We start from the raw sequence: 21,223 nt of genomic DNA, 5'->3' as shown, positions 1-21,223 counted from the left end.
AGAGAATCAAATTGAACGTATTTTTAGAACAAACCCCTTATTTTTGGGTCATCGGGGGAATTTTACTCCTGGCTTTAGAATTTTTGATCCCAGGAACCTTCGTCATGTTTTTAGGGATTGGCGCAATCATTACGGGAATCACTTCCAGACTTTTTCCAATGGAAATTACAACTCAAATCATTCTTTGGATGGGGACAAGCCTAAGTTCCATTTTGTTAGGCGGGCAGATTGTAAAAAAATTATTTCGTTCAGAATCAAGCGTAGATCCTTTTGTGAAAGATGATTTTTTAGGCCAGATTGTTCCCGTAGAAGTGGATATTCTGGTAGGACAATTGGGAGGAAAGGTGAAATTCCAAGGTACTGTATGGGATGCAGTCTCAGAAAAAGAAAGAATTCCTAAAGGCACCATGGTGAGAATTCTTTCCAGAGATAATCTTACATTCACTGTAGAAACCGTTTCTCTCGACTGATATTTTTTGAAAAAAAAACGAAATCGGTAAAAAATCCCTTTTCTCAAACGAACGATCCCTTACTTTATTGTCCAACAAACAATCAAAGGAGAGAATCACAATCAATGGGTGTCACATTCATTATTATTTTTGTCTTGGCGATCTTTATCATCCAAAAGACAATCATCATCGTCCCGGAACAGAGTGAATACATCAAAGAAAGGCTAGGAGTCTTTCAAGGGGTTCTAAAACCAGGTTTTTATTTTTTAGTTCCTTTCATCGATCAAATTCATTACAGACAAAACCTAAAGGAACAAACGATCGATATCGATCCTCAAGTTTGTATCACCAAAGACAACGTATCCGTAGAAGTGGATGGAGTTCTTTACATGAAGGTGATCGACAGCGAAAAGGCTTCTTACGGAATCGATAATTTTATGCTCGCAACTTCTCAGTTGGCGCAAACCACTCTTCGTTCCGAAATCGGTAAACTTGTGTTAGACAATCTTCTTTCCGAAAGAGAAGAAATCAATGCCAATGTGGTTTCCAATATCGACCGTGCCACGGATCCTTGGGGAATCAAAGTCACCAGATACGAAATCAGAAACATCACTCCTCCCAAACAAATTCTTTTGGAAATGGAAAATCAAATGAAATCGGAAAGAGAAAGAAGAGCCGAAATCACCATTTCCCAAGGAGAAAAAGAATCCTTAGTCAATAAGTCCATCGGGGAAAAACAAGAATCCATTAACATCTCCGAAGGGGAAAAAATCAGGCTGGTGAATGAATCGGAAGGAAGAGCGAAAGAGATAGAGCTCATCTCGAATGCAACCGCCAAAGGACTGCATCTCATTTCGGAAGCGATCAATAAAAAAGGCGGTAAGGAAGCAGTGAGTCTGCAGATCACTCAGGAATATCTGGATGCTTTAGGAAGCATTTTGAAAACTTCCAAGACAACAGTTGTTCCGGAAACTCTAGCCAATATCGGAGGAGTCTTCGAAGGACTTTCCAGAATCACAACCAAACTACCGCATACCGGACAAGGAGAAGAATAATGGAACTATTTATCATCGGTTTCTGGTCTATCGTTACCATTTATATCGTTTACAAACTTTTCCGCTGCATCCGCATCATTCCCGCACAAGATGTTCTTATTGTAGAGAGATTGGGAAAATACAGCCGTTCCCTCAGAGCCGGTTTTCACATACTGACTCCCTTTTTGGATAGAGATGCATACTACCACACTTTAAAAGAACAAGCAATTGATGTACAACCTCAAATCTGTATCACGCATGACAACGTTCAGGTGAAAGTGGACGGAGTTTTGTATTTGAAAATCATCGATCCTGTTCGCGCTTCTTACGGAATCCAAGACTACCGTTTCGCATCCATTCAATTGGCACAAACCACAATGCGTTCCATCATAGGAACGATGGAATTGGATAAAACCATCGGAGAAAAAGATCTGATCAATTCTACGATCGTTGCGGCGATCGACCAAGCATCCGAACCTTGGGGAATCAAAGTCAATCGATACGAAATCCTGAATATCGTTCCCCCAAAATCCGTGTTAGATGCCATGGAAAAAGAGAAAAAAGCGCAGATCACAAAGCGTTCTCAAATTCTAATCTCCGAAGGAGAAAGAGATTCCAGAATCAACCGCTCTTTAGGGTACAAAGAAGAAGCGGTCAACAAATCGGAAGGGGAAAAACAAAGAAGGATCAACTCCGCAGAAGGTAAGGCAACGGAAATAGAAGCATTGGCGCAAGCAAGTGCCAAAGGGATCGAATCCATTGCTTCCGCAATTGCCGACCAAGGAGGAGCTTCCGCGATTAAACTTCAAATTACGAAAGCGTTCATTCAGAACTTCCTCAATCTCGCCAAAGAAAATACGGAGATATTGATTCCTGCGGATGTGATGAATCTACCTACTCTTATCTCTAACCTAACAGAGAATAAGAAAGCCGCAAAACCTTGATGTAATCGGAAAAAAAATCCGTAACCCACGGAAGAGGATCACTCCTCTTCCGTATACAAAGGAACACATGGTTTCGCCATCGCTCTGGCAGCAAGTGATAACAATAAACTCTCGTTATCATCCGGTCCGATTCGATTGGCGTGAATCACCCCACAACCTTTGCATCTATGCAAAAGCACCCACTCTTCCTTTCTGACCCAGATGGAAATAGGTTCCATCACGCTTCCACATTCGGAAGATCTGTCTCCAGGAGTTTGATCCACATGCAGACTGTGTAGACAGTTCGGGCAATGGTTTCTTTGTACGGTTCCGGAAGGAGGACGTACAACCATAAGTTTGCAGTTTTTACATCTGAATTCGGAAGCACCTGGGTTTCTTCTGAAGTTCTGTTTTTTTCTTTTTAGATCCAGATCCTCTTCAGGATCGAAATCATCAAATCGTTGTTTGTGAGAGATTTTTACAAAATGGGAATCATTTGAAAATCTGGTCATATCCGTTCGCGGCAAGCGAAGTCCATAGAGGGACGGTCGGAGCATTTAGTCCGATTCGGATTTGCCAACAGAGACGTTAGGGAACTTTCGATAAAAACACCCGAGTGAGCCGCTATCGTTACTTTAGATTAGGCGGTTTTAACGGAGTTTGTCGTCTCGGTCGGCTTATTAGGCAATGGCCAGCAAAGTAGGTAACATATTTCCAAGAACAGAAAGCCTCTTCCTAGATTTACTGGCAAGAAAAAAAATGAATTAAAACCCGCTTCCTAGAATCGCTCTGTCTGATGCAGGAATCAAAGAAAGATTAAATAAGTAAGATGCGCCTTTAGACAAAGGTTTCGTATCTCTCAAGTTGATTGCCTTCTCTTCCAATTCCAAATCGGAAGTGCCGTAAACGACTAAATCGGGGATTGAGTCTCCATCGGAATCGATTTCCGCTCTATCGACAAAAATAAAGACAGTGGGTCTTCCTTCTTTTTTAACATCGATTTCTCTTCGAACAACTCTCTTCTTCAAATTATAATACATTGTAGTTTCGAAGTAACCGTCTCCGTCAGAATCTTTCTGCGCAAGTGCAATGATTTCATTGGGCATCAGCCAACGAATAAGATCGATTTTGCCATCATGGTTTTCATCCACTTCTTCATGAACTTTCACCATATTTTTTACAGGAGAAACAGGATCTTGTGTAGTCGCATGACCTTGCCAAATGAATTCGTCGGAAGAACCGTTTCCATTTTTGTCCAATTCCACATAAATGAGTCTATAATTGTCTTTTTCAGGGATATAATATCCTACGGAATCGATTGTTCCATTTTCCGCTGAATCCACAGGCATTTTACGAATCTCCGCACCGAACGGCAAAGGAAGTGATGAATCTTTACATTGGAATGCAAATAAGGAAAGGGCAACAATCAAAACAAATCGAATCATGTCGAAAAGATACGAAATGGGTCAGGAATGAGGCAAGTGTTTTTAAGAAAAAGAACTATAAAGATTCCGAGGAAGAAGGTAGTTTTTTACAAAGGAAATAGCAGTTGTGGCCTGCAGGATAATCCTCGATGAGTCCCACTTGTTCGTAACCCATCTTCAAATAAAATCGAGGAGCTTGAAACCCGAAAGAATAACCAAACACCAAATTGGCCCCGCAAGAAACGGCTTCCTCTTCTACCCTCCTCAACAACAAAGTTCCTAAGTCCTTTCCCCTTTCCTCTTCCGCCACCCATAAAAGCTGCAAATTAAGTCCTTGAAAAAAAACATAACAAATCGTTCCCGCAATCACCTTCTCTCCGTCTTTTACCAAAAGACAAAAAGATTCGGTACGTTCCATGGAACCGACCGGCTGCAGCCGGGAAAGACTATAGGATTGCAACTGAGCCCAAAGAAACTTTTGTATTTCTGAATCGGGGTCTGCTAGTTTCTCTATTTGCATCTGATGATTTTCGGCTCTAAAAAGAATGAATCTATAGAAAAGCGGGGGCTCCGCCTAATCGTTCCATCGGATCTACGATTTGAGTGATTTGGATTCCGTAATAATCGTCAAGGACGATCAACTTTCCTCTTCCAACTAACTTTCCATTTGCGAGAATATCCAGCTCTTCTCCAATGTTTTTATCCAACTCTACTACGGTTCCCTCCGTTAACTGTAAAACATCCTTAATGAACATTGTAGTTCTTCCCAATTCGATGGTGAGCTGTAAGGTTACATCTAAAAGTAGGTTTAAATTGGCAGTATTGTTTCCCGCAGCGGCTTGAGGTTTAGGAGTCGCTTTGGAAGGTGTGGGAGTGGAACTTGGGCCTAAGGCAGCTGCAATGTCCGCAAAAGAAGGACCACCGTCATCTCCTCCGGCTCCACCGACAAGGGCGTCCAAATCATCCAGCCCTCCTCCACCGCCGCCTCCGGCAGGAGTGCTTCCCCCTCCGAAACCACCGAGTAATGCGTCTATGTCTTCTTGCGATAATGAGCCTTCACCCATAAGGTAACCTCTTCTTTCTTAAACTGTCGGTGAAATAAAAAATCCTTCCTTGAAAAAAAATAAATCTTCTGATTTTTCGTAATTATGTCCAATTCATCCCCTCATCTGGATTTCTTCAAAGCGAAGGAATTGATTCTGTCCGAAATCGGAGGGGAAGGTTACCAGTTTTTATCGGAAAAAGAGGAATTATTATTTCGATTCACTACCCCTGTTCCCGGAAAAGAACGTCTATTCGACTCACTGGGGATTCTGAGAAATTATATAGAAAACTTCCGCCTCTATAACTTCGAAGAAGGATATTTCAGCGTACAGGCGCTCAACGAAAATCTATTCGAACCGGAAAAGAATCTATCTAACAAAATTCGATTTCGTTTTTCATACCAATCCTCCTCCCTAAAATTGGAAGCTTCCAAACGAGGAGATTTCACCCTGAAAGAAATCCAAACTTGTCTGGCTCTTTTTCGTTTTTTCACAGGATCAGAAAGTAAAAAAAGAGATCCTAAGGAAATCTTAACCAAACTAGGTGCGGAAGTTTTCGACCCCAAAGAAGAAAAAGCAAAGGGAACTTTACTCGGCTTCGAACATATCTTCGGATACGAAGGGGTCAAATCCCAAGTGATGGAGAGTTTGGTGATGCCTTTGCTGAAACCGGATCCTTTCCAAGAAATCACTAAATTAACGCGTAAATTCCCAGGTTCCATCCTGCCTAGAGCCGTTTTATTCGAGGGAGATCCGGGTGTGGGAAAAACAACAATGGCAAAGGTAGCGGCAAGTCTTTGTTATGTGCCGATGATTTACGTTCCTATCGAATCCATACTCAGCAAATACTACGGAGAGTCCTCCCAAAACCTGGCGATGGTATTCGATGCGGCTTCTCTTTTCGACAAATCCATGTTATTTTTAGATGAAATCGACTCACTGGCTACTTCACGGGAAGACGGGCTTTTCGAAGCCACAAGAAACCTTCTCAGTGTTTTGCTCCGAAAACTGGACGGATTTGCCACCCAATCCAGAATCATCACAATTGGAGCCACGAACAGAAAAGAGGACTTAGATCCTGCTCTTCTCTCCCGATTCGATAGAAAAATCTTTTTTCCCCTCCCGAATAGAGAAGAAAGGGCGCAAATTCTGGAAGGATACGCCTTGCAATTGAGCTGGGAGGACAGATTGTCCCTTTCAGAGAACCTGGAAGGAGCTTCCGGCAGAAATCTAAAAGATTTCTGCGATTACGTAGAAAGGCGATGGATCACCCAGGGTTGGAAGGAATCCGAGGCGATTTCCGCCCCGGGAGCGACATTTTATCGGGAATCTCTCCCGGATTTTCGCTGGAAATAAGGAAATAAAAATTCCCCCTCAATCTTCCCTAAGATTTTCCGATAATTATATAGGATATTTCTTTACGGTAGGTCACCGTTCTAAGGTATCCTCAATTTAATCGTTTTAGGATGACTCGGACATGAAAATAATAAAGATTCTTCCCATATTGATGCTCAGCTTTGGGGTTTTCGCTCAAGCAGGAGCACCGGAAACTGGTTCTTCCTCGGCTGGTTTGGATGTAAGCCAAGATGGAAAATCGATTTCTGACACAGAAACAGAACTTGATGGAAATATTTCTGAAGTGAACAAAAAACTCACTCGTCACACGGTTCTTTTCAAAATGAAAGTAAGAACCCTTCCTCACAGAACAGTTCTTTTCAAGGGAAAACCAAGCCAAGACGGAGAAAGATGTGAATCTACTCCTGACCAAGAAGCAAAAGACAATACTTGCATTCACTTGGAAGTATTCGATTTCGTAGGAAGTGATGACGGAAAATCCGCATACAACTTCGGTGCTAAGTTCAAAACAATCGAACTTTTCTTCGAAGGTGCAAACAATGCAGATCCGGATCCAAGAAAAGAACTTCCTAGAAACCTAACAAAAGTCAGAACTTACGTTTATAAAAACGATTTCGTTATGGAAGACAAAGTGATTTCCGTAATCGCAGACACTGCGCCTAACGGACAACCTGCTCATAACGAGAAAATAGAACTTTTTTACCAACATGACGGAAACCCAATCTGGGGTTCTCCTGAAACTCCTTCTGAAAAAGGTGTTGGAAAATACATTCTATCGAACGTAGAAAACACGAAGACGAACCCGATTCGTAACAACTTCAAAAAACAATTCTACTTCAAGAACCTGGACTATTTCGATAAACTTTTCACAAAAGTTTTTGACTATAATGACAGAGATTCCAACAAACATTACAAAAAGAATGTGGAAACTCTCAAAAACTCTTTAAAATACTAAGAGATAAGGAAGGTTCTTATCTGAACTTTCTTAAAAATTGTCCGAATTGTTCGACCACTTTAAGGTTCCCTGCAGGTCAGGGAACCATTTTGGTTCGTTGCCCAGTCTGCTCACATAGTTTCCAATTCAATCCCGGGGAAACAAACGACGGAGAATACGAAAAGGAAACCATTCCTTCTTTTCAATTCCAACCAAGCGCCAAAGAATATTTGAATCTCGTTGTAGATTTGTTATATGCTCCCGTAGACTTTCTAAAATCGAAGTTCAGTTCTCCTGCCTCCAAAACCTCATACCCCCAAGAAAAGATTTGGAAAAAACCCCACACATTAGCCGGTTACTTTCTCTTTCTGATTTTCATTCTTTATTTAATCAAAGGTTTCGTTCCTACTGAGAAAGAAAAATCCCTTTTGCCGGAAAAGGAAACCCCTCCTACAGCCACAGAACCGGAACACTCTCCTCCTCCGCCTTCTAACGAAGAAGAATGGAACCCTCTGGATCGAGAAGATCTTCCTAGCGTTCAAATTTGAACTGGATCATTCTCAAAGTTTCGGATGAAGAGAAAAAAACTTCTCTCTCTATTACTGGCGCAAAAAAAGATCACATCATAAACATTCTGAAAAAGAAGGAAGGAGATCTTCTCAAACTGATCCTTCCCGGTTCGGGAAAATTTACGTTTCAAATAGAAACGATCACTGGTTCGGAAATCAAAGGAAAAATCATCTCTCAGGAAACCGAAAAACAAATTCATAAATTCGAATGTACGAAAGTATTTTTCGCTCTTCCCCGCCCCCAAACAGGCAAAAAAATTTTCCATCTATGCGGAGTGTATGGAATGGGCGAAATTTGTTTCATCCATCCTAAATCTCAAAATAAGGAATTTTGGACTTCTCCTCTTTACAACGGAGGGGAATGGGAAGAAATAGAAAGCGGACTCTCCCAATCAGGAAATATTTTTCCAACAGCATTTTCTTATCATAAACAGGAAAATTGGAAAGAATACTTAGGCCCGTCGGAGAATGTTTTTATTTTCGACGGAACAGGTGTTCCTTTTGAAAGTCATAGGGAAGAGATAGTAACCAAGGCACTGTCTCGTCAAAAACTGAATTTTTGTTTCGGGCCGGAATCCGGATGGCCTCAGAAAGATTTGGATGAATTCAAATTCAGAAACTATCGTTTGGTTTCTTTAGGTTCTCTCGTTCTTAGGACTGAATTCGCATTTCATGCATTTCTGCACCAAACAAGAACTTGGTTAGAAACTGATTCCGCCTGAAACCAAAAACCTAAGTTCGTCCGTAGACTGAAATACTTTTTCGGAAGGATTGAGGAAATACCTTCTATAGTTTTGCACTCTTAACACCAAAGGACCGAAAGATTTCGAAATCTCCGCCGCTCCTTGCGCGTTTTCATCCACCTGAAACGCTTTTCCGCTTCCATCGTAACCTTTTTTAGTATAGTAAAAAGACAACAAAAAGGAAGAACCCAGAGGTATATAAGCGGCAGCGAATATTCGATTATTGTTTTTTCCACCGTAATCTTCCACTGCGAACTCGAATCCAAGATGATAAAAATTGATATAAACGGTGTGATAATAACCAGTTACGGTTCCTTTCGCTTGACCTTGGAGTTGTTCGTATTTCGTTCTCATCGGAGCGGAGACTGGAAAGTTCTGAAATCTTTCTATCTCGTAAAAACTATCGAAATACATTGGGGCGTAATTAGTGCTCATCCTGCGAAATTCTGGTTTCAGGATGATGTTCAAATCCTTGGTTCCTAATCTGAATATGGTTCCGTAATGAGTTCCTTGAGACTGATCCAAACCTTTGATTCTATTGATATCCACATAAGGGGTCAGTTCGAGAAAAGGAAGATTCAAAAGTCTGTATTCCAAATCGAAACCTTCGATACTCACTCGTGTGATCTCTTTGGTTGTAGGATTGTCTTTGTTCGTTACGGTAACTGGCGAACCGTTGGAGTTGTAATATAATTCAAGAGGAGCCGCTTTATCCCAGGCAGTGGTATAACCCAAAGTCAAACGGTTGTACCATGGATCGTTGTCCACAAGTTCCATACGGGAATCTTTATTGATAGGACGAATTTCTTTTTTCTTCGAAACGGATTTATTCTTATCTCCGCCCACTTCCTCTTCCACAGTCAGTCTTCCGGCATCATCCAAAACGTTTCCTCGAATGTTCATCATATAGGACACATTAGATCCTGATTTATCGAAGAAAGAATAAATTTTGCGTCCGATCGCCAACGGTTTGATATAGACCCTTGCTGCATTCACATCGAAGTTCATCACTGAATTTGAAAAATACTGAACTCCTCCGTAATCGGAGTTGAGATCTGCCATTATGCTCGGGTTGTAAGAATCGAAACGAGAAGAAGACTGATATTTATTTACGATGGTTCCATGGCCGATATAACCGTCGATCACCTTGCCTGCATAAAACGAATAAGTCACTTGACCCGGATTCTGCTGGTTATATGTTCCGTACGAAACGTAATTCAAAACTCGAGCATAATCGTTTTTGCTGTTGTAATCCATCTCCCTGATTTTTCCGGCTTTGGCTCCTTCGATCAAAGGATCCCTGTCTACTAGGAGAGTATTGACAGGCAAAGAAAAAGAATAACCGAAGTTACTTCCGTGATTGTATGTGAAATTAGGAGAGATGTATCCGTAGTAGTCGCCTTTGAAGGAACTGGCTCCCGTATCGAATTGAAGTGCAGAAGGACGTCTGGTTTCCGTTCCACTAGGCACCCAAACTTGCGCTTCCAGAGAAACTTGGAATGACAATACTGCCCAAATAGCGATCTGTAATCCAAAAACTCTCATAGAATTCCTTATTAATATCGAATCGAAGGTCCCTGAAAATAAGAATTTTAGTGACAAAGGCCCCATCTGTTAATTTGGACAACAATTCCAATTTAACAGATTTTTTCTTGACATAAAAGAAACCTTATGGAGTATTGGATGGAACCACTCTAGGGAGACAAAATATATGCCTCGTAATTTTAAAACAGAAACCCTTGCCCTTCACGGAGGACAAGAGCCGGATCCTACCACCACTTCGAGAGCCGTTCCTCTCTACCAAACCACTTCTTACGTCTTCAAAGACACAGATCATGCAGCACGTCTTTTCGGACTGCAAGAATTCGGAAATATCTATACTCGTTTGATGAACCCTACTACTGACGTTTTGGAAAAACGAGTGGCCGCTTTGGAAGGAGGAGTCGCTGCACTCGCTACCGCTTCCGGCCAATCCGCAGAAACATTAGCGTTATTGAATATTGTTGAAGCAGGTCAAGAAATTGTTGCCTCTTCCTCTCTTTACGGAGGGACTTACAACCTGCTTCACTATACATTTCCAAAACTGGGAATCAAAGTACATTTCGTAGACCAATCCGATCCTGAAAATTTCAGAAAGGCTTCCAATGACAAAACAAGAGCCTTTTATGCGGAAACATTAGGAAATCCTAAACTAGATACTTTGGACATAGAAGCGGTAGGTAAAATTGCGAAAGAAGTGGGAGTTCCTCTCGTCATAGACAACACTCTTCCTTCACCTTATCTTGTGAACCCTTTGAAACACGGCGCGGACATCGTAGTTCACTCACTTACCAAATTCTTGGGAGGACACGGAACATCTATCGGAGGGATCATCGTTGACGGAGGATCTTTCAACTGGGGGAACGGAAAATTCAAGAACTACACTGAGCCGGATCCTTCTTACCACGGTTTGAAATTTTGGGACGTATTCGGAAAATTCGAACCGTTCGGCGGAGTCAATATCGCCTTCATTCTTAAAGCAAGAGTACAAGGTTTGAGAGACTTAGGACCTGCGATTTCTCCTTTCAATGCTTGGCAAATCCTCCAAGGTGTGGAAACTCTGGCACTTCGTTTGGAAAGACATTCCACAAATGCACTGAAAGTAGCCGAGTTCCTGAGCAAACATCCTAAAATCGAATGGGTGAATTACCCTGGCCTTCCAGGAGATAAAAACCATGCACTGGCGAAAAAATACCACCACAGAGGGTTGTATGGAGCCATCGTAGGTTTTGAAATCAAAGGCGGATTGGAAAAAGCCAAGAAGTTTATCGACAGTTTGGAATTGTTCAGCCTTCTAGCTAACGTAGGTGATGCGAAGTCTCTTGCGATTCATCCTGCTTCCACAACGCACCAACAGTTGACATCTGCGGAACAAATCTCTGCAGGAGTGACTCCTGGATTCGTTCGTCTTTCCGTAGGATTGGAACATATCGATGACATTCTAGTAGACTTGGAAGAGGGATTGAAAAATATCTGATCTATAGAGATCAAAATGCCTACTCCTGCGAGTTCAGAATCCATCGACCCTCACTCAGTAGGCATCGTACACACTCAAATCATCCGATTTGAGTCTCTCACATTAGACAACGGGGAAGTTTTACTTCCCCTTGAGATTGCCTACGAAACTTACGGCACTCTGAATGAAAAAAAAGACAATGCGATTTTAGTCTGTCATGCTCTTTCCGGAGACGCTCATGCTGCGGGTTACCACGAAGGGGAAAAAAGACCGGGCTACTGGGACTACTACATTGGCCCTGGAAAAGCATTCGATACGAATCAATACTTTATCATCTCCAGTAATGTCATAGGAGGCTGCAAAGGCTCAAGCGGCCCATTGACCATCAACGGAAAAACGGGGCAGCCCTTTCAATCCTCCTTTCCATTCGTTTCCATTGCGGATATGGTTTCCGCTCAGGAGAAATTGGTTTCCCATTTCGGCATTGAACAATTGTTCGCTGTTGCAGGCGGATCCATGGGAGGGATGCAGGCGCTGCAATGGTCGGTCGCTTACCCTACTCGCTTAAAAAATTGCATCATTATGGCTTCCACTTCCGAACACTCCGCACAGCAGATCGCATTCAACGAAGTAGGAAGGCAGGCGATTTTGGCCGACCCTCACTGGAACAACGGAATTTATACGAACGAAAACAAACCTTCCAAAGGACTGGCACTTGCCAGAATGATGGGACACATCACCTATCTTTCCGACGAAATGATGAGGGAAAAATTCGGACGTAAACCTCCCAAAGGAAACATTCAATCTACCGACTTCGCAGTGGGAAGTTATTTGATCTACCAAGGGGAATCCTTCGTGGATCGTTTCGATGCGAATTCTTATATCTACGTAACCAAAGCTCTGGATCATTTCAGTCTAGGAACGGGAAAAGAACTTACAAAAGCTTTATCCATTGTTAAATGCCGATTCTTGGTAGTGGCTTATACTTCCGATTGGCTTTATCCTCCCTATCAATCGGAGGAAATCGTTAAATCCTTGGAAGTGAATGCCATTCCTGTAAGTTTTGTGGAATTGAATAATCCGGCAGGACACGATTCCTTTCTATTGCAAAGCGAAGAACAAGATTCCATTTTGAGAGATTTTTTATCTTCCAGCGACGAAGGAGAAACTCTTTAGTCTATGAATAAAATCCCTCTCAAAGAAAATTTGGATTTCGATCTAAGCAAAAGACCGGACATTTCGTACATTGCCAATCTTGTGCAACAAGGCCAAAGAGTTCTCGATTTGGGCTGCGGGAACGGCGAACTTATGGTGATTCTCAAATCCAAGGGAGTGAAAGTGCAAGGAATCGAAAAAGACGACTCTTGCATCATTCAATGCGTAAAACGAGGGTTATACGTTCACCACGGGGACATCGACGACGGTCTGCAGCACCATTTGGACAAAAGTTTCGATTACGTAATTTTAAACCAAACGATCCAACAAACTTTGAATCCGGGTGCGATCATAAAAGAATGTCTCAGGATCGGAAAAAAGGTAGTCATCGTATTTCCCAATTTTTCCCATTGGCAAATTCGCCTTTCTATTTTGATCAGCGGGAAAACTCCCGTGACGGATTTAATGCCTTTCCATTGGTACGATACTCCGAACCTTCACTATCTATCCACCAAAGACTTCGCAGATTTTTGCGAGTATGAAAAAATCAAAGTATTGAAAAGAGCTTTTTTCAATCACAAAAGAGAAATCAAAGCTCTCCCGAATTTATTTGCCACCTTAGCACTGTTTGTGATTCAGGCGCAGAATTAAACAATCGTTTCGAAAATCGGTCTTTTTTCCTTCCGGAAAAGTCATCACGTTGGTTCTTGGGAATAAAATTTAGGCAGATAGTGTTTTAAAACTTCCAGGTAAAAGGTTTCATTTTTCAAAAACTGCGCAGATGAGTTTTGCAAATTGAGATGTTTTACTTCCGAAATCATTTTCAATAATTTCGCTTTACTGTCATTCTGGCTCAGCATGCTAGGCTCTCCTTTTAACTCAGCCGGATCAAAATCACGTTTAGAATGATTGCAATAAGCACAAGAAAGAGCCAGATTATTCGAATCATCAATCAGATCGGGATATTTGGATCTAGGAAAGATATGATCCAACTGCATTGTGGCATAAAGAAGCCGATTGAGAAGCAAGTCGATTCCGCAATACGAACACGTCCCTTTGGAAAATTCAATCGCTTGCCGCCAATTCTTATTTAACGCATCCTCGATTATGCCCATTGATACTCGCTAGTGCCATCTAACTAAAATAAGCCTTTACTTCCTCTTCAACTGCCCGCCTGCCATCAAGATAGGAAGAATCAATTCGGCACCTAAATAACCGAGCCAAAGTCCGTGAGGCTCAGGCAAACCGACGATAGACATGGAGATCAATCTTCCTACAGCCGCAACGAATATCGCAAGGGCGATCAAATACACCAAAGTCTTTTGAGTTTGAATGGTATATGCGGCCCAGAAGCAGATGATTCCCATGGATAAATATAATCCCGCCATAAATCGATGGATATTGTCCAGTCTGGGACTTACATCCGGCTCACCTAAATACATCTGTACGGATCCTCCGAAAAGTGCGATCGCTGCGGCGAGAAACAAACAAACTTGGACAATGCGGGTGCTGATGGATACGGTGGATTGAGAATTCATAATGCAAGATTTCGATCTTGAGATAAACATTGTCAATATTTATCTCCTCCATTTTTGGCGGTCGGAGTGTTTCCGCACACCTTCTCAAAATAAAAAAAGCCCGGCAATCACTCCGGGCTTTTTAGCTGTACGGCGATAGTTTCTATCATTCCGATTATCGAAGTTGTATCGAAAAACTTTAGAGTTCCCTGAATTCTTTACTATCGGAAACGAGCAAGTTCGTATTTATTTTCGAAATCGGAAATTAAGAACTTATATCAAATATTCGAATAGATTTTCATCCTGATTCACAAGCGTGTAATTCAATTTAAAAAGATCCATTCTAACGATAAGAGAATCAAAGTCTTCCCTGGACTTCACTTCGATTCCAATGAGTGCTGGACCCGATTCCTTGTTATTTTTTTGAATGAATTCAAATCGAACGATATCGTCATTAGGACCTAAAATTTCATTCACGAATTGTTTTAAGGCTCCCGGTCTTTGCGCAAAACGAACGATAAAATAATGTTTCAGACCTTCGTATAACAATGATCTTTCTTTGATCTCCTGCATCCGGTCGATGTCGTTGTTTCCTCCGCTGAGAATACAAACTACCTTTTTGCCTTTGATCCTATCCGCATATAAATCCAACGCAGCAATGCTCAAAGCACCTGCAGGTTCGGCAACGATCGCATCTTCATTGTACAATTGCAGAATGGTGGAACTCACCTTTCCTTCCGGAACAAGCAACATCTCCGACAAAACATCTCTGCAAAGTGGAAACGTAAAATTTCCCACGGTTCTTACCGAAGCTCCGTCCACGAATTTTTGAATGGATTCCAATAAAACAGGCTTTCCCGCTTTCAATGCTTCCGTCATGGAAGGAGCACCTAACGGTTCCACTCCGATGATCCGAGTGGAAGAGGAATGTTCCTTAAAATAACTTCCTACTCCTGCACAAAGACCTCCTCCTCCTACAGGAAGAAATACGAAGTCGAATCCGGACTCCTCTTCCAAAATTTCCTTGGCCACGGTTCCTTGTCCTTCTACGATTTTGATATGATCGAAAGGAGGAATGAATTTTTTATTTTCGGACTCGGAGTATTCCAATGCATATTTCTGACATTCGTCGAAGGTGTCTCCCACCAAAACGATTTTGATTCTATCTCCCCCGAACATCTTCACTTGATTGATTTTTTGTTTAGGAGTGATGGCAGGCATATAAATCACTCCGTCTATATTCAATAATTTGCAGGAGAAAGCGACTCCTTGCGCGTGGTTTCCCGCACTTGCACAAACAACTCCTCTTTCTTTTTCAGAGGGTTCCAAACTTTGAATGAGATAATAGGCTCCTCTGATTTTATAGGAGCGGACAACTTGCAGGTCTTCTCGTTTTACGAAAATCTTCGCTTTAAATTTTTCAGACAATTTCGAATGGAATTGAAGAGGAGTTTTCAGGATGATCGGCTTTAAGACTTCGTAGGCCGAATCGATATCTAATTTCATTGATGTATACCGAAGTGAAGAAAAGAGGAAGGAAAGAAAAATCGAGAAACCGCCGTTAGAGCCCCAACCACCTGCTCTTTCCGGCGACTTCTCTTATCCTATTACTGGAGTAATCTCATTACGGACTGAGACTTCATGTTCGCTTGCGCTAACATGGAAGTTGCAGCCTGGCTCAAGATTTGGTATCTCGTGAAGCTGGTCATTTGCTCAGCCATGTCAGTATCACGGATACGAGACTCAGACGCTTGTGTGTTTTCATAAGCGTTCATAAGTCCTTTTGCAGCATGCTCCATACGGTTGTAGTATGCACCCAAGTCAGCTCTTTGTTTAGAGATAACTCGAAGAGCATCGTCACAAAGTCCGATCACGGAGTTTGCTTTACCTGCAGTCGAAAGAGAGATGAAAGTAAGAACCGTAGGGTTTCTTAATCCCAATGCAGCAGTGTTCATTGTTTCAATGTACACACGCTCTCTTTGGTGCATGTTCGCTCCAATATGGAACCACATACTAGCGGTCGGGTTAAGACGCGCGAATGCTCCCGTAAGGAGTTTCATTTTGTTGAACTCCGCTTGAGATGCAATTCTATCGATCTCGTCTACAAGCTGTGACACTTCGACTTGGATCTGTTGTCTATCTTCTTCAGTGTAGATACCGTTGGCTGCTTGAACAGCTAACACACGAACGCGTTGAACGATTTCATGTGTTTCTTGGAGATATCCTTCAGCCGTTTGGATGAGTGACATTCCATCTTCAGTGTTTTGTTCTGCACGACGAAGACCCGAAATCTGAGTTCTCATTTTCTCAGACACCGCGAGCCCAGAAGCATCGTCTCCCGCTTTGTTGATTCGCATACCGGAAGATAGCTTCTCAATATCTTTGTTCAGGTTTGCGTCATTCGACTTCAAAGTCCTGTGTGCAAAGATAGCACTTATATTGTGGTTGATAATCATCCGGGTTCCTCCTTGAATCCGTTCTCCCTCCCCTTAAAGGCGAAAGAAATTGATGAATTTTCGAAGAGGCCTTCCTTGGCCCTTTCAAGAGGAAGATCGGCTGAAACAGGTTCGGGGATTATAGATAATTTAAAATATTTTCCAATAATCTTGCCCACTTCCAGTTTCTAAAATATGTCCCTCAAAAATTTCTCTTTTCAGGACTATCCCTCCCTGTAAAAAGGAGACTGTAGAGAAGAGGAATTCTTTGTTAGAAACGATTTATTTAGCCAATCCTCGCGGTTTTTGCGCCGGTGTGAAATATGCGATTTCCTTTGTGGAAACAGTTCATGCGAACAATCCGGAAACTCCTTTATTTGTGAGAAAGGAAATCGTCCACAACCAGAGGGTTGTGGAAGAAATGAAGAAAAAAGGAATCCAATTCATAGACGAACTGACGGAAGCCCCTGACGGCGCCACAGTGATCTTCTCTGCACATGGAGTTTCCCCCGAGGTAGTGAACGACGCCAAAAATAGAAATATGAGGATCGGAGACGCCACTTGCCCTCTGGTCACTCGAGTTCATAGAAAAGCAAGAAACATCAAAGACACCCATCAAATCATCTACATAGGCCATAGAGGCCATGACGAAGCCATAGGAACCATGGGAGAGGCGGAGATGTTCCTTGTGGAAACAGAAGAAGACGTAGTCGGATTGAAAGGCAAAATCGGAACGGAAAAACCTCTCACCTATCTGATGCAGACAACCCTCTCCGTCAAAGATACGAAAAATATAGTCCAAAAAATCGAAGAAGTTTTCCCTTTCGTGGAACATCCGCAAAAAGACGACATTTGTTATGCGACAACGGAAAGGCAAGAAGCGGTTTCTCAAATGATCGCCTCTGTGGATGCCATGCTTGTGATCGGTTCCCCGAATTCTTCCAATTCCGTTAGGCTCTGTCAGTTGGCGCAAAAAACAAAACCTTCCTCCTATCGAATCACCACAAAAGAAGAAGTAGATCCGAACCATATCCTCAAAAACGGGATCAAGGTTTTGGGGATCACTGCGGGAGCCTCCAGCCCCCAAGTACTTGTGGATGAAATCGTAAAGGAACTTTTATCCCATTTCCCGAATGCTACTGTCTCTCTGTTTCCAGGCAGCAGGGAAGATACTATGAATTTCAAACTCCCAAAGGAAATGTTGACTCAATACTAAAATGACGTCTCCCAGGCAAGATTCCCATTTACCTGGAGATATCGATAAAATCGATAAACTCATATTAGCCTACGAAACCCTGGAACACATCGGCCAGGGGGTCGTTATCGGCAGATTGAATTTAGATACGGAAGAGATAGAGTCTCTTTTCGAAAACGAAATTGCCATCCATTCCCTGAAAGATTTCAATTATAGAGAAACAGTCATATCTTCGGTTCAATCCAGAAAAAGAACTTCCGGTTCTTTCCAAACCCACATTGACCACCAAACGAAAGTCTTCGAATACAATCTGTTCACGATCCCGTCTCTTTCTCATGGAAACCAATTGGTTTTTTCACTGATCCTCACGGATATTTCCGAAAGAAGAAAACAGGACGAAGAGATCGCCAAACGCCTCCGCTTCGAAGTAGGAGTCGCATCCGCCACCCAAATACTCATCCAACCTAGCCCTTCCGTAGACAATCTATCTCAAGCGCTCAACCAACTCATCTTTTTCACAGAGATGGATTGCGTTTATCTTTTGAAACAAGTGCATAGGGAAGACGGAGAAGACCTTTTTTCCATCACTTTGGAAGAGACTAAAATATCGGCTTACCTGGGTTACCGCAGCCTGCTCATAGAAGAAAGCTGGCAGAAGATCGGACTGGGAAGATGGGTCGATTTACTGAAAGCTGGAAAACAAATATCGGGCAAACCGGAACATTTTCTGAAAGACGAACAATGGTTCTTCGACAGAGGAGTCTTATTTCTCATCCTATTCCCCATCTTCGTTCATGGAAAATACTACGGTATTTTAGGATGGGAAATCAATAACCCAAAAACCAATTTTGATGAAGACGACATCCATCTATTCAAAACGGTTACAAACTGGGTAGGCCATTACCTGGAAAGAAAACAAGACCTGAGAGAACTGAATGAACACAAAACCAGGTTGGAAGACTTGGTCAGCGATAGAACCATCGATTTAAGGAACGCAAAAGAACAGGCGGAATCGGCAAACAAGCTTAAATCGGACTTTTTAGCCCATATGAGCCATGAACTCAGAACCCCTCTTAATTCCATCATAGGATTCACCCAGCTCATCCAAATGCCCCCGGAAGATGAAATGGGAAAAAAATATCTGAACTATATTCACGGTTCGGGAGTGAAACTTCTCAAAATCATCAACGAAATATTAGACCTTTCCAAATTGGAAGCGGGGAAAACCTCAATCTATATAGCACCGGTTAATGTTTTAGATATCTGTAAAAATGCATTGGAACTGATGACCCCTCAGGCCAAACTCAAAGGAATCGAATTTCGGTGGGAACAGAAAGGATTAGAGCCCTATTCCATTCCCTCCGACATCCAGAAGATCCACCAAATCCTAGTGAATTTGATTTCCAATGCGGTAAAATTTTCTCCTGAATCCTCTATCATCCAAATCCAATGTAATTTTTTGAAAGATTCTATCGTCTTATCCGTCATTGACCAAGGGAAAGGAATCTCTCCGGAGAACCAATCCCATCTTTTTGAGAGTTTCACGAGATTTTCAGAAAATTCAAATACAGAAGGTACTGGATTGGGACTAACAATTTCTAAAAAATTCGCAGAACTACTAGGAGGCCGGATCACGGTGGAAAGTAGACTTAATATAGGTACAACCTTTTCCTTGCAGCTTCCTGCAAACTTAACTAAATAATCTAAAATCAAGATTTGAATTGAACCTAATTCTATTTTGAACTAGTATAGCCGATAATATACTGATGGGCTCGAAGGATTCCGACTTAACTTTGCCTGTAGCTAGGAAGAAAATGACTTCTTCCAGCCGTAGGCCTACTTTGCCTCTACTCATCGTAGAGGATAAAGAAGAAAACCAAATGCTTTTAGCGGGCATTTGTGCTAAATTAAATTTCCCTTATAAGATCGCAGGCAACGGAGCGGAAGGTCTAGAGCTTTTAGAGAAGGAAGAGTTCAGCGTTTACCTGGTCGATCTCATGATGCCCGTTATGGACGGGAAAACCTTCATACAAAAGTTAAGAGAAAGAGATTCGGATCCGGTCATTTTGGTACAAACCGCTATCGACAGTTCCGAACAAATCATAGAAATCATGAAACTGGGAGTATATGATTATATTATAAAACCCTTAAACGTAGAAATATTCAAATCCATACTCGAACAGGCATTAGAATACAGATACCTAAAAGACATCGAAAAACAACTGCTTGCGGAAGAAAGCAAAGAGCTTAGAGATCAATTGGAATGGTTGAACTACAAAGAAGCTTCTCGCAAAACGTCCGATAACTCTACGGAGATGAATTCCATTTTCAATCTAAGAACCACTCTTTCCCAAGGCTCCGGCTTCGGTGCAATGACGACACTAATAGAAACGATCAAAAGTTTTGCTCCTAAAGATGCGGACGGAAAGAATTATATCATAGAAGCGGAATATTTCGATCTGCTTCTGGAAAACAACGAACATACAAAATCGATGTTAAGGGGACTAGACAAAGCGGTCAATATTCTGGACAAAAAAATAGACCTAACCCTTCAAAAATCATCCCAACTACTTTCCGTTCTTCCGGAACTCATCCATAAATGGGAGGATCATTTGGAAAGAAAGAAGATCAAAATCAATCTTCCCATTTTCAAATCGGACATCCAACTTTCCATGGATTTGGAACTCATCCGTCAGGTGTTGGAAGAGATTCTTCTCAATGCGATCAAATACTCTCCGAATGATGCGAATTTAGATATATTTCTCACTCTCGTAGACGGCTATTTTTGTCTTTCCATCAAAAACAAAGTATTGGATGATTCCTATTCGAATTTTTCCAAAGATGTGCAGAAAAATTTAATTCTGCCCTTCTATAGAGTTCATCCTCCAGTGGAAGAATTTCATTCGGAAGAACCTTTCAGTTTGGGTTTGGGACTCACCATGGTCGATTATATCGCCAACAAACATCACGGGATGTTTTTTATCAGAAATGCAAAAGACCACACTACGGAAGAAACGAGTCTATGCATCATCTCAGAACTTTTTTTACCGATTCAAAATGAACAAAAGGAAATCCAAACATGAATAAAAAGGTACTTATCATAGATGATTCTGCGGTGTTTCGCAAGATCATCTCCGTCCACCTAAGGAACGCTAAGTTTGATTTGATCGAAGCGGGAGACGGAATCGAAGGTCTCCAACAATTGGCAAATAACAGCATCGATTTGATCGTGTCCGATATGAACATGCCGAACATGGACGGAATCAGTTTTATCAAAAAAGTAAAGGAAGATCCTAAATTCAAATTCATCCCCATCATTATGCTGACCACAGAATCCCAGCCTGAAAAAAAACAAATGGGATTGGATGCAGGCGCAAAAGCTTGGCTCACAAAACCGTTCTCTCCGGAAGAACTGATCGAAACGATTTCTAAATTGATGGTATAAGTCAAA

The 21,223-nt window shown here is 41.9% G+C and carries 24 protein-coding genes; 14 read left to right on the top strand and 10 right to left on the bottom strand.

Annotation, left to right across the window (positions count from 1 at the left end):
- Window positions 1–11: 11 nt before the first annotated feature.
- The 3 genes from EHS15_RS13845 to EHS15_RS13835 all read left to right on the top strand — a co-directional run bounded on the left by EHS15_RS13845 (window position 12) and on the right by EHS15_RS13835 (window position 2,427).
- Complete coding sequence (locus EHS15_RS13845; protein ID WP_135761484.1) at window positions 12–470, top strand: NfeD family protein; 459 nt, start codon at window positions 12–14, stop codon at window positions 468–470.
- A 104-nt stretch (window positions 471–574) separates the two neighbouring features.
- Window positions 575–1,504: an SPFH domain-containing protein gene (locus EHS15_RS13840; protein WP_135761154.1), complete on the top strand. Its 930-nt coding sequence runs from the start codon at window positions 575–577 to the stop codon at window positions 1,502–1,504.
- On the top strand, window positions 1,504–2,427 hold the full coding sequence (locus tag EHS15_RS13835) for an SPFH domain-containing protein (protein ID WP_135761153.1): 924 nt from the start codon (window positions 1,504–1,506) through the stop codon (window positions 2,425–2,427). Before EHS15_RS13840 ends, EHS15_RS13835 begins: the two co-directional genes overlap by 1 nt.
- 38 nt (window positions 2,428–2,465) lie before the next feature.
- Here EHS15_RS13835 and EHS15_RS13830 read toward each other — a convergent pair whose 3' ends face one another.
- The 4 genes from EHS15_RS13830 to fliN all read right to left on the bottom strand — a co-directional run bounded on the left by EHS15_RS13830 (window position 2,466) and on the right by fliN (window position 4,894).
- Entirely contained in the window at window positions 2,466–2,918 is a 453-nt protein-coding gene (locus tag EHS15_RS13830) for an RNHCP domain-containing protein (protein ID WP_135761152.1), read from the bottom strand.
- A gap of 252 nt (window positions 2,919–3,170) precedes the next feature.
- A complete protein-coding gene (gene lsa25.6, locus EHS15_RS13825; protein ID WP_135761151.1) occupies window positions 3,171–3,851 on the bottom strand; it encodes an Lsa25.6 family adhesin in 681 nt (226 codons plus the stop codon).
- A 55-nt stretch (window positions 3,852–3,906) separates the two neighbouring features.
- The gene (locus EHS15_RS13820) at window positions 3,907–4,350 is read right to left on the bottom strand and encodes a GNAT family N-acetyltransferase (RefSeq protein ID WP_135761150.1); all 444 of its coding nucleotides are present in this window, start codon (window positions 4,348–4,350) and stop codon (window positions 3,907–3,909) included.
- A 31-nt stretch (window positions 4,351–4,381) separates the two neighbouring features.
- Entirely contained in the window at window positions 4,382–4,894 is a 513-nt protein-coding gene (gene fliN, locus EHS15_RS13815) for a flagellar motor switch protein FliN (RefSeq protein ID WP_135761149.1), read from the bottom strand.
- Window positions 4,895–4,978: 84 nt separating this feature from the next.
- Between fliN and EHS15_RS13810 the strand changes: the two genes are divergently transcribed.
- The 4 genes from EHS15_RS13810 (at window position 4,979) to EHS15_RS13795 (ending at window position 8,454) form a co-directional block, all read left to right on the top strand.
- The gene (locus EHS15_RS13810) at window positions 4,979–6,229 is read left to right on the top strand and encodes an AAA family ATPase (RefSeq protein WP_135761148.1); all 1,251 of its coding nucleotides are present in this window, start codon (window positions 4,979–4,981) and stop codon (window positions 6,227–6,229) included.
- A gap of 121 nt (window positions 6,230–6,350) precedes the next feature.
- On the top strand, window positions 6,351–7,184 hold the full coding sequence (gene fcpB / locus EHS15_RS13805; RefSeq protein ID WP_135761147.1) for a flagellar-coiling protein FcpB: 834 nt from the start codon (window positions 6,351–6,353) through the stop codon (window positions 7,182–7,184).
- Window positions 7,185–7,273: 89 nt separating this feature from the next.
- A complete protein-coding gene (locus EHS15_RS13800; protein WP_135761146.1) occupies window positions 7,274–7,711 on the top strand; it encodes a hypothetical protein in 438 nt (145 codons plus the stop codon).
- Complete coding sequence (locus EHS15_RS13795) at window positions 7,708–8,454, top strand: RsmE family RNA methyltransferase (RefSeq protein ID WP_135761145.1); 747 nt, start codon at window positions 7,708–7,710, stop codon at window positions 8,452–8,454. The genes EHS15_RS13800 and EHS15_RS13795 overlap by 4 nt, the downstream gene beginning before the upstream one ends.
- Here the strand turns inward: EHS15_RS13795 and EHS15_RS13790 are convergent.
- The gene (locus EHS15_RS13790; protein ID WP_135761144.1) at window positions 8,434–10,020 is read right to left on the bottom strand and encodes a hypothetical protein; all 1,587 of its coding nucleotides are present in this window, start codon (window positions 10,018–10,020) and stop codon (window positions 8,434–8,436) included. The genes EHS15_RS13795 and EHS15_RS13790 overlap by 21 nt on opposite strands.
- A gap of 166 nt (window positions 10,021–10,186) precedes the next feature.
- Between EHS15_RS13790 and EHS15_RS13785 the strand changes: the two genes are divergently transcribed.
- From EHS15_RS13785 to metW, 3 genes are read left to right on the top strand one after another with little or no spacing between them, the layout of a single operon-like run.
- Window positions 10,187–11,491, top strand: a complete 1,305-nt coding sequence (locus EHS15_RS13785) for an O-acetylhomoserine aminocarboxypropyltransferase/cysteine synthase family protein (protein WP_135761143.1) — start codon at window positions 10,187–10,189, stop codon at window positions 11,489–11,491.
- Between the two features lie 15 nt (window positions 11,492–11,506).
- Window positions 11,507–12,646, top strand: coding sequence for a homoserine O-acetyltransferase MetX (metX, locus tag EHS15_RS13780; RefSeq protein WP_135761142.1), 1,140 nt, complete (start codon window positions 11,507–11,509; stop codon window positions 12,644–12,646).
- A gap of 3 nt (window positions 12,647–12,649) precedes the next feature.
- The gene (gene metW, locus EHS15_RS13775; protein ID WP_135761141.1) at window positions 12,650–13,276 is read left to right on the top strand and encodes a methionine biosynthesis protein MetW; all 627 of its coding nucleotides are present in this window, start codon (window positions 12,650–12,652) and stop codon (window positions 13,274–13,276) included.
- A 44-nt stretch (window positions 13,277–13,320) separates the two neighbouring features.
- Here the strand turns inward: metW and EHS15_RS13770 are convergent, their stop codons facing one another.
- From EHS15_RS13770 to EHS15_RS19125, 5 genes are all read right to left on the bottom strand, one after another.
- Window positions 13,321–13,740, bottom strand: a complete 420-nt coding sequence (locus tag EHS15_RS13770) for an HNH endonuclease (RefSeq protein ID WP_135761140.1) — start codon at window positions 13,738–13,740, stop codon at window positions 13,321–13,323.
- Window positions 13,741–13,776: 36 nt separating this feature from the next.
- On the bottom strand, window positions 13,777–14,163 hold the full coding sequence (locus tag EHS15_RS13765) for a DUF4345 domain-containing protein (protein WP_135761139.1): 387 nt from the start codon (window positions 14,161–14,163) through the stop codon (window positions 13,777–13,779).
- A gap of 252 nt (window positions 14,164–14,415) precedes the next feature.
- The gene (gene ilvA, locus EHS15_RS13760) at window positions 14,416–15,648 is read right to left on the bottom strand and encodes a threonine ammonia-lyase IlvA (protein ID WP_135761138.1); all 1,233 of its coding nucleotides are present in this window, start codon (window positions 15,646–15,648) and stop codon (window positions 14,416–14,418) included.
- Window positions 15,649–15,749: 101 nt separating this feature from the next.
- Complete coding sequence (locus EHS15_RS13755) at window positions 15,750–16,598, bottom strand: flagellin N-terminal helical domain-containing protein (RefSeq protein ID WP_135761137.1); 849 nt, start codon at window positions 16,596–16,598, stop codon at window positions 15,750–15,752.
- Window positions 16,595–16,756 carry a hypothetical protein gene (locus EHS15_RS19125; protein ID WP_167884238.1) on the bottom strand — a complete coding sequence of 54 codons (162 nt, stop codon included), beginning with the start codon at window positions 16,754–16,756 and terminating at the stop codon, window positions 16,595–16,597. The genes EHS15_RS13755 and EHS15_RS19125 overlap by 4 nt, the downstream gene beginning before the upstream one ends.
- An 89-nt stretch (window positions 16,757–16,845) precedes the next feature.
- On the opposite strand from EHS15_RS19125, the gene ispH reads away from it, so the two are divergent.
- The 4 genes from ispH to EHS15_RS13735 all read left to right on the top strand — a co-directional run bounded on the left by ispH (window position 16,846) and on the right by EHS15_RS13735 (window position 21,217).
- Window positions 16,846–17,793, top strand: coding sequence for a 4-hydroxy-3-methylbut-2-enyl diphosphate reductase (ispH, locus tag EHS15_RS13750; protein ID WP_135761136.1), 948 nt, complete (start codon window positions 16,846–16,848; stop codon window positions 17,791–17,793).
- Between the two features lies 1 nt (window position 17,794).
- A complete protein-coding gene (locus EHS15_RS13745; protein ID WP_135761135.1) occupies window positions 17,795–19,474 on the top strand; it encodes a GAF domain-containing sensor histidine kinase in 1,680 nt (559 codons plus the stop codon).
- A gap of 112 nt (window positions 19,475–19,586) precedes the next feature.
- Window positions 19,587–20,855, top strand: a complete 1,269-nt coding sequence (locus EHS15_RS13740) for a hybrid sensor histidine kinase/response regulator (protein ID WP_135761134.1) — start codon at window positions 19,587–19,589, stop codon at window positions 20,853–20,855.
- Complete coding sequence (locus EHS15_RS13735) at window positions 20,852–21,217, top strand: response regulator (RefSeq protein ID WP_135761133.1); 366 nt, start codon at window positions 20,852–20,854, stop codon at window positions 21,215–21,217. Before EHS15_RS13740 ends, EHS15_RS13735 begins: the two co-directional genes overlap by 4 nt.
- The last annotated feature ends 6 nt before the right edge of the window (window positions 21,218–21,223 follow it).

Origin of the sequence: Leptospira idonii, from assembly GCF_004770995.1 — a bacterium.
GTDB lineage: Bacteria > Spirochaetota > Leptospiria > Leptospirales > Leptospiraceae > Leptospira_A > Leptospira_A idonii.
This window is presented reverse-complemented; position numbering and strand designations above follow the sequence as displayed.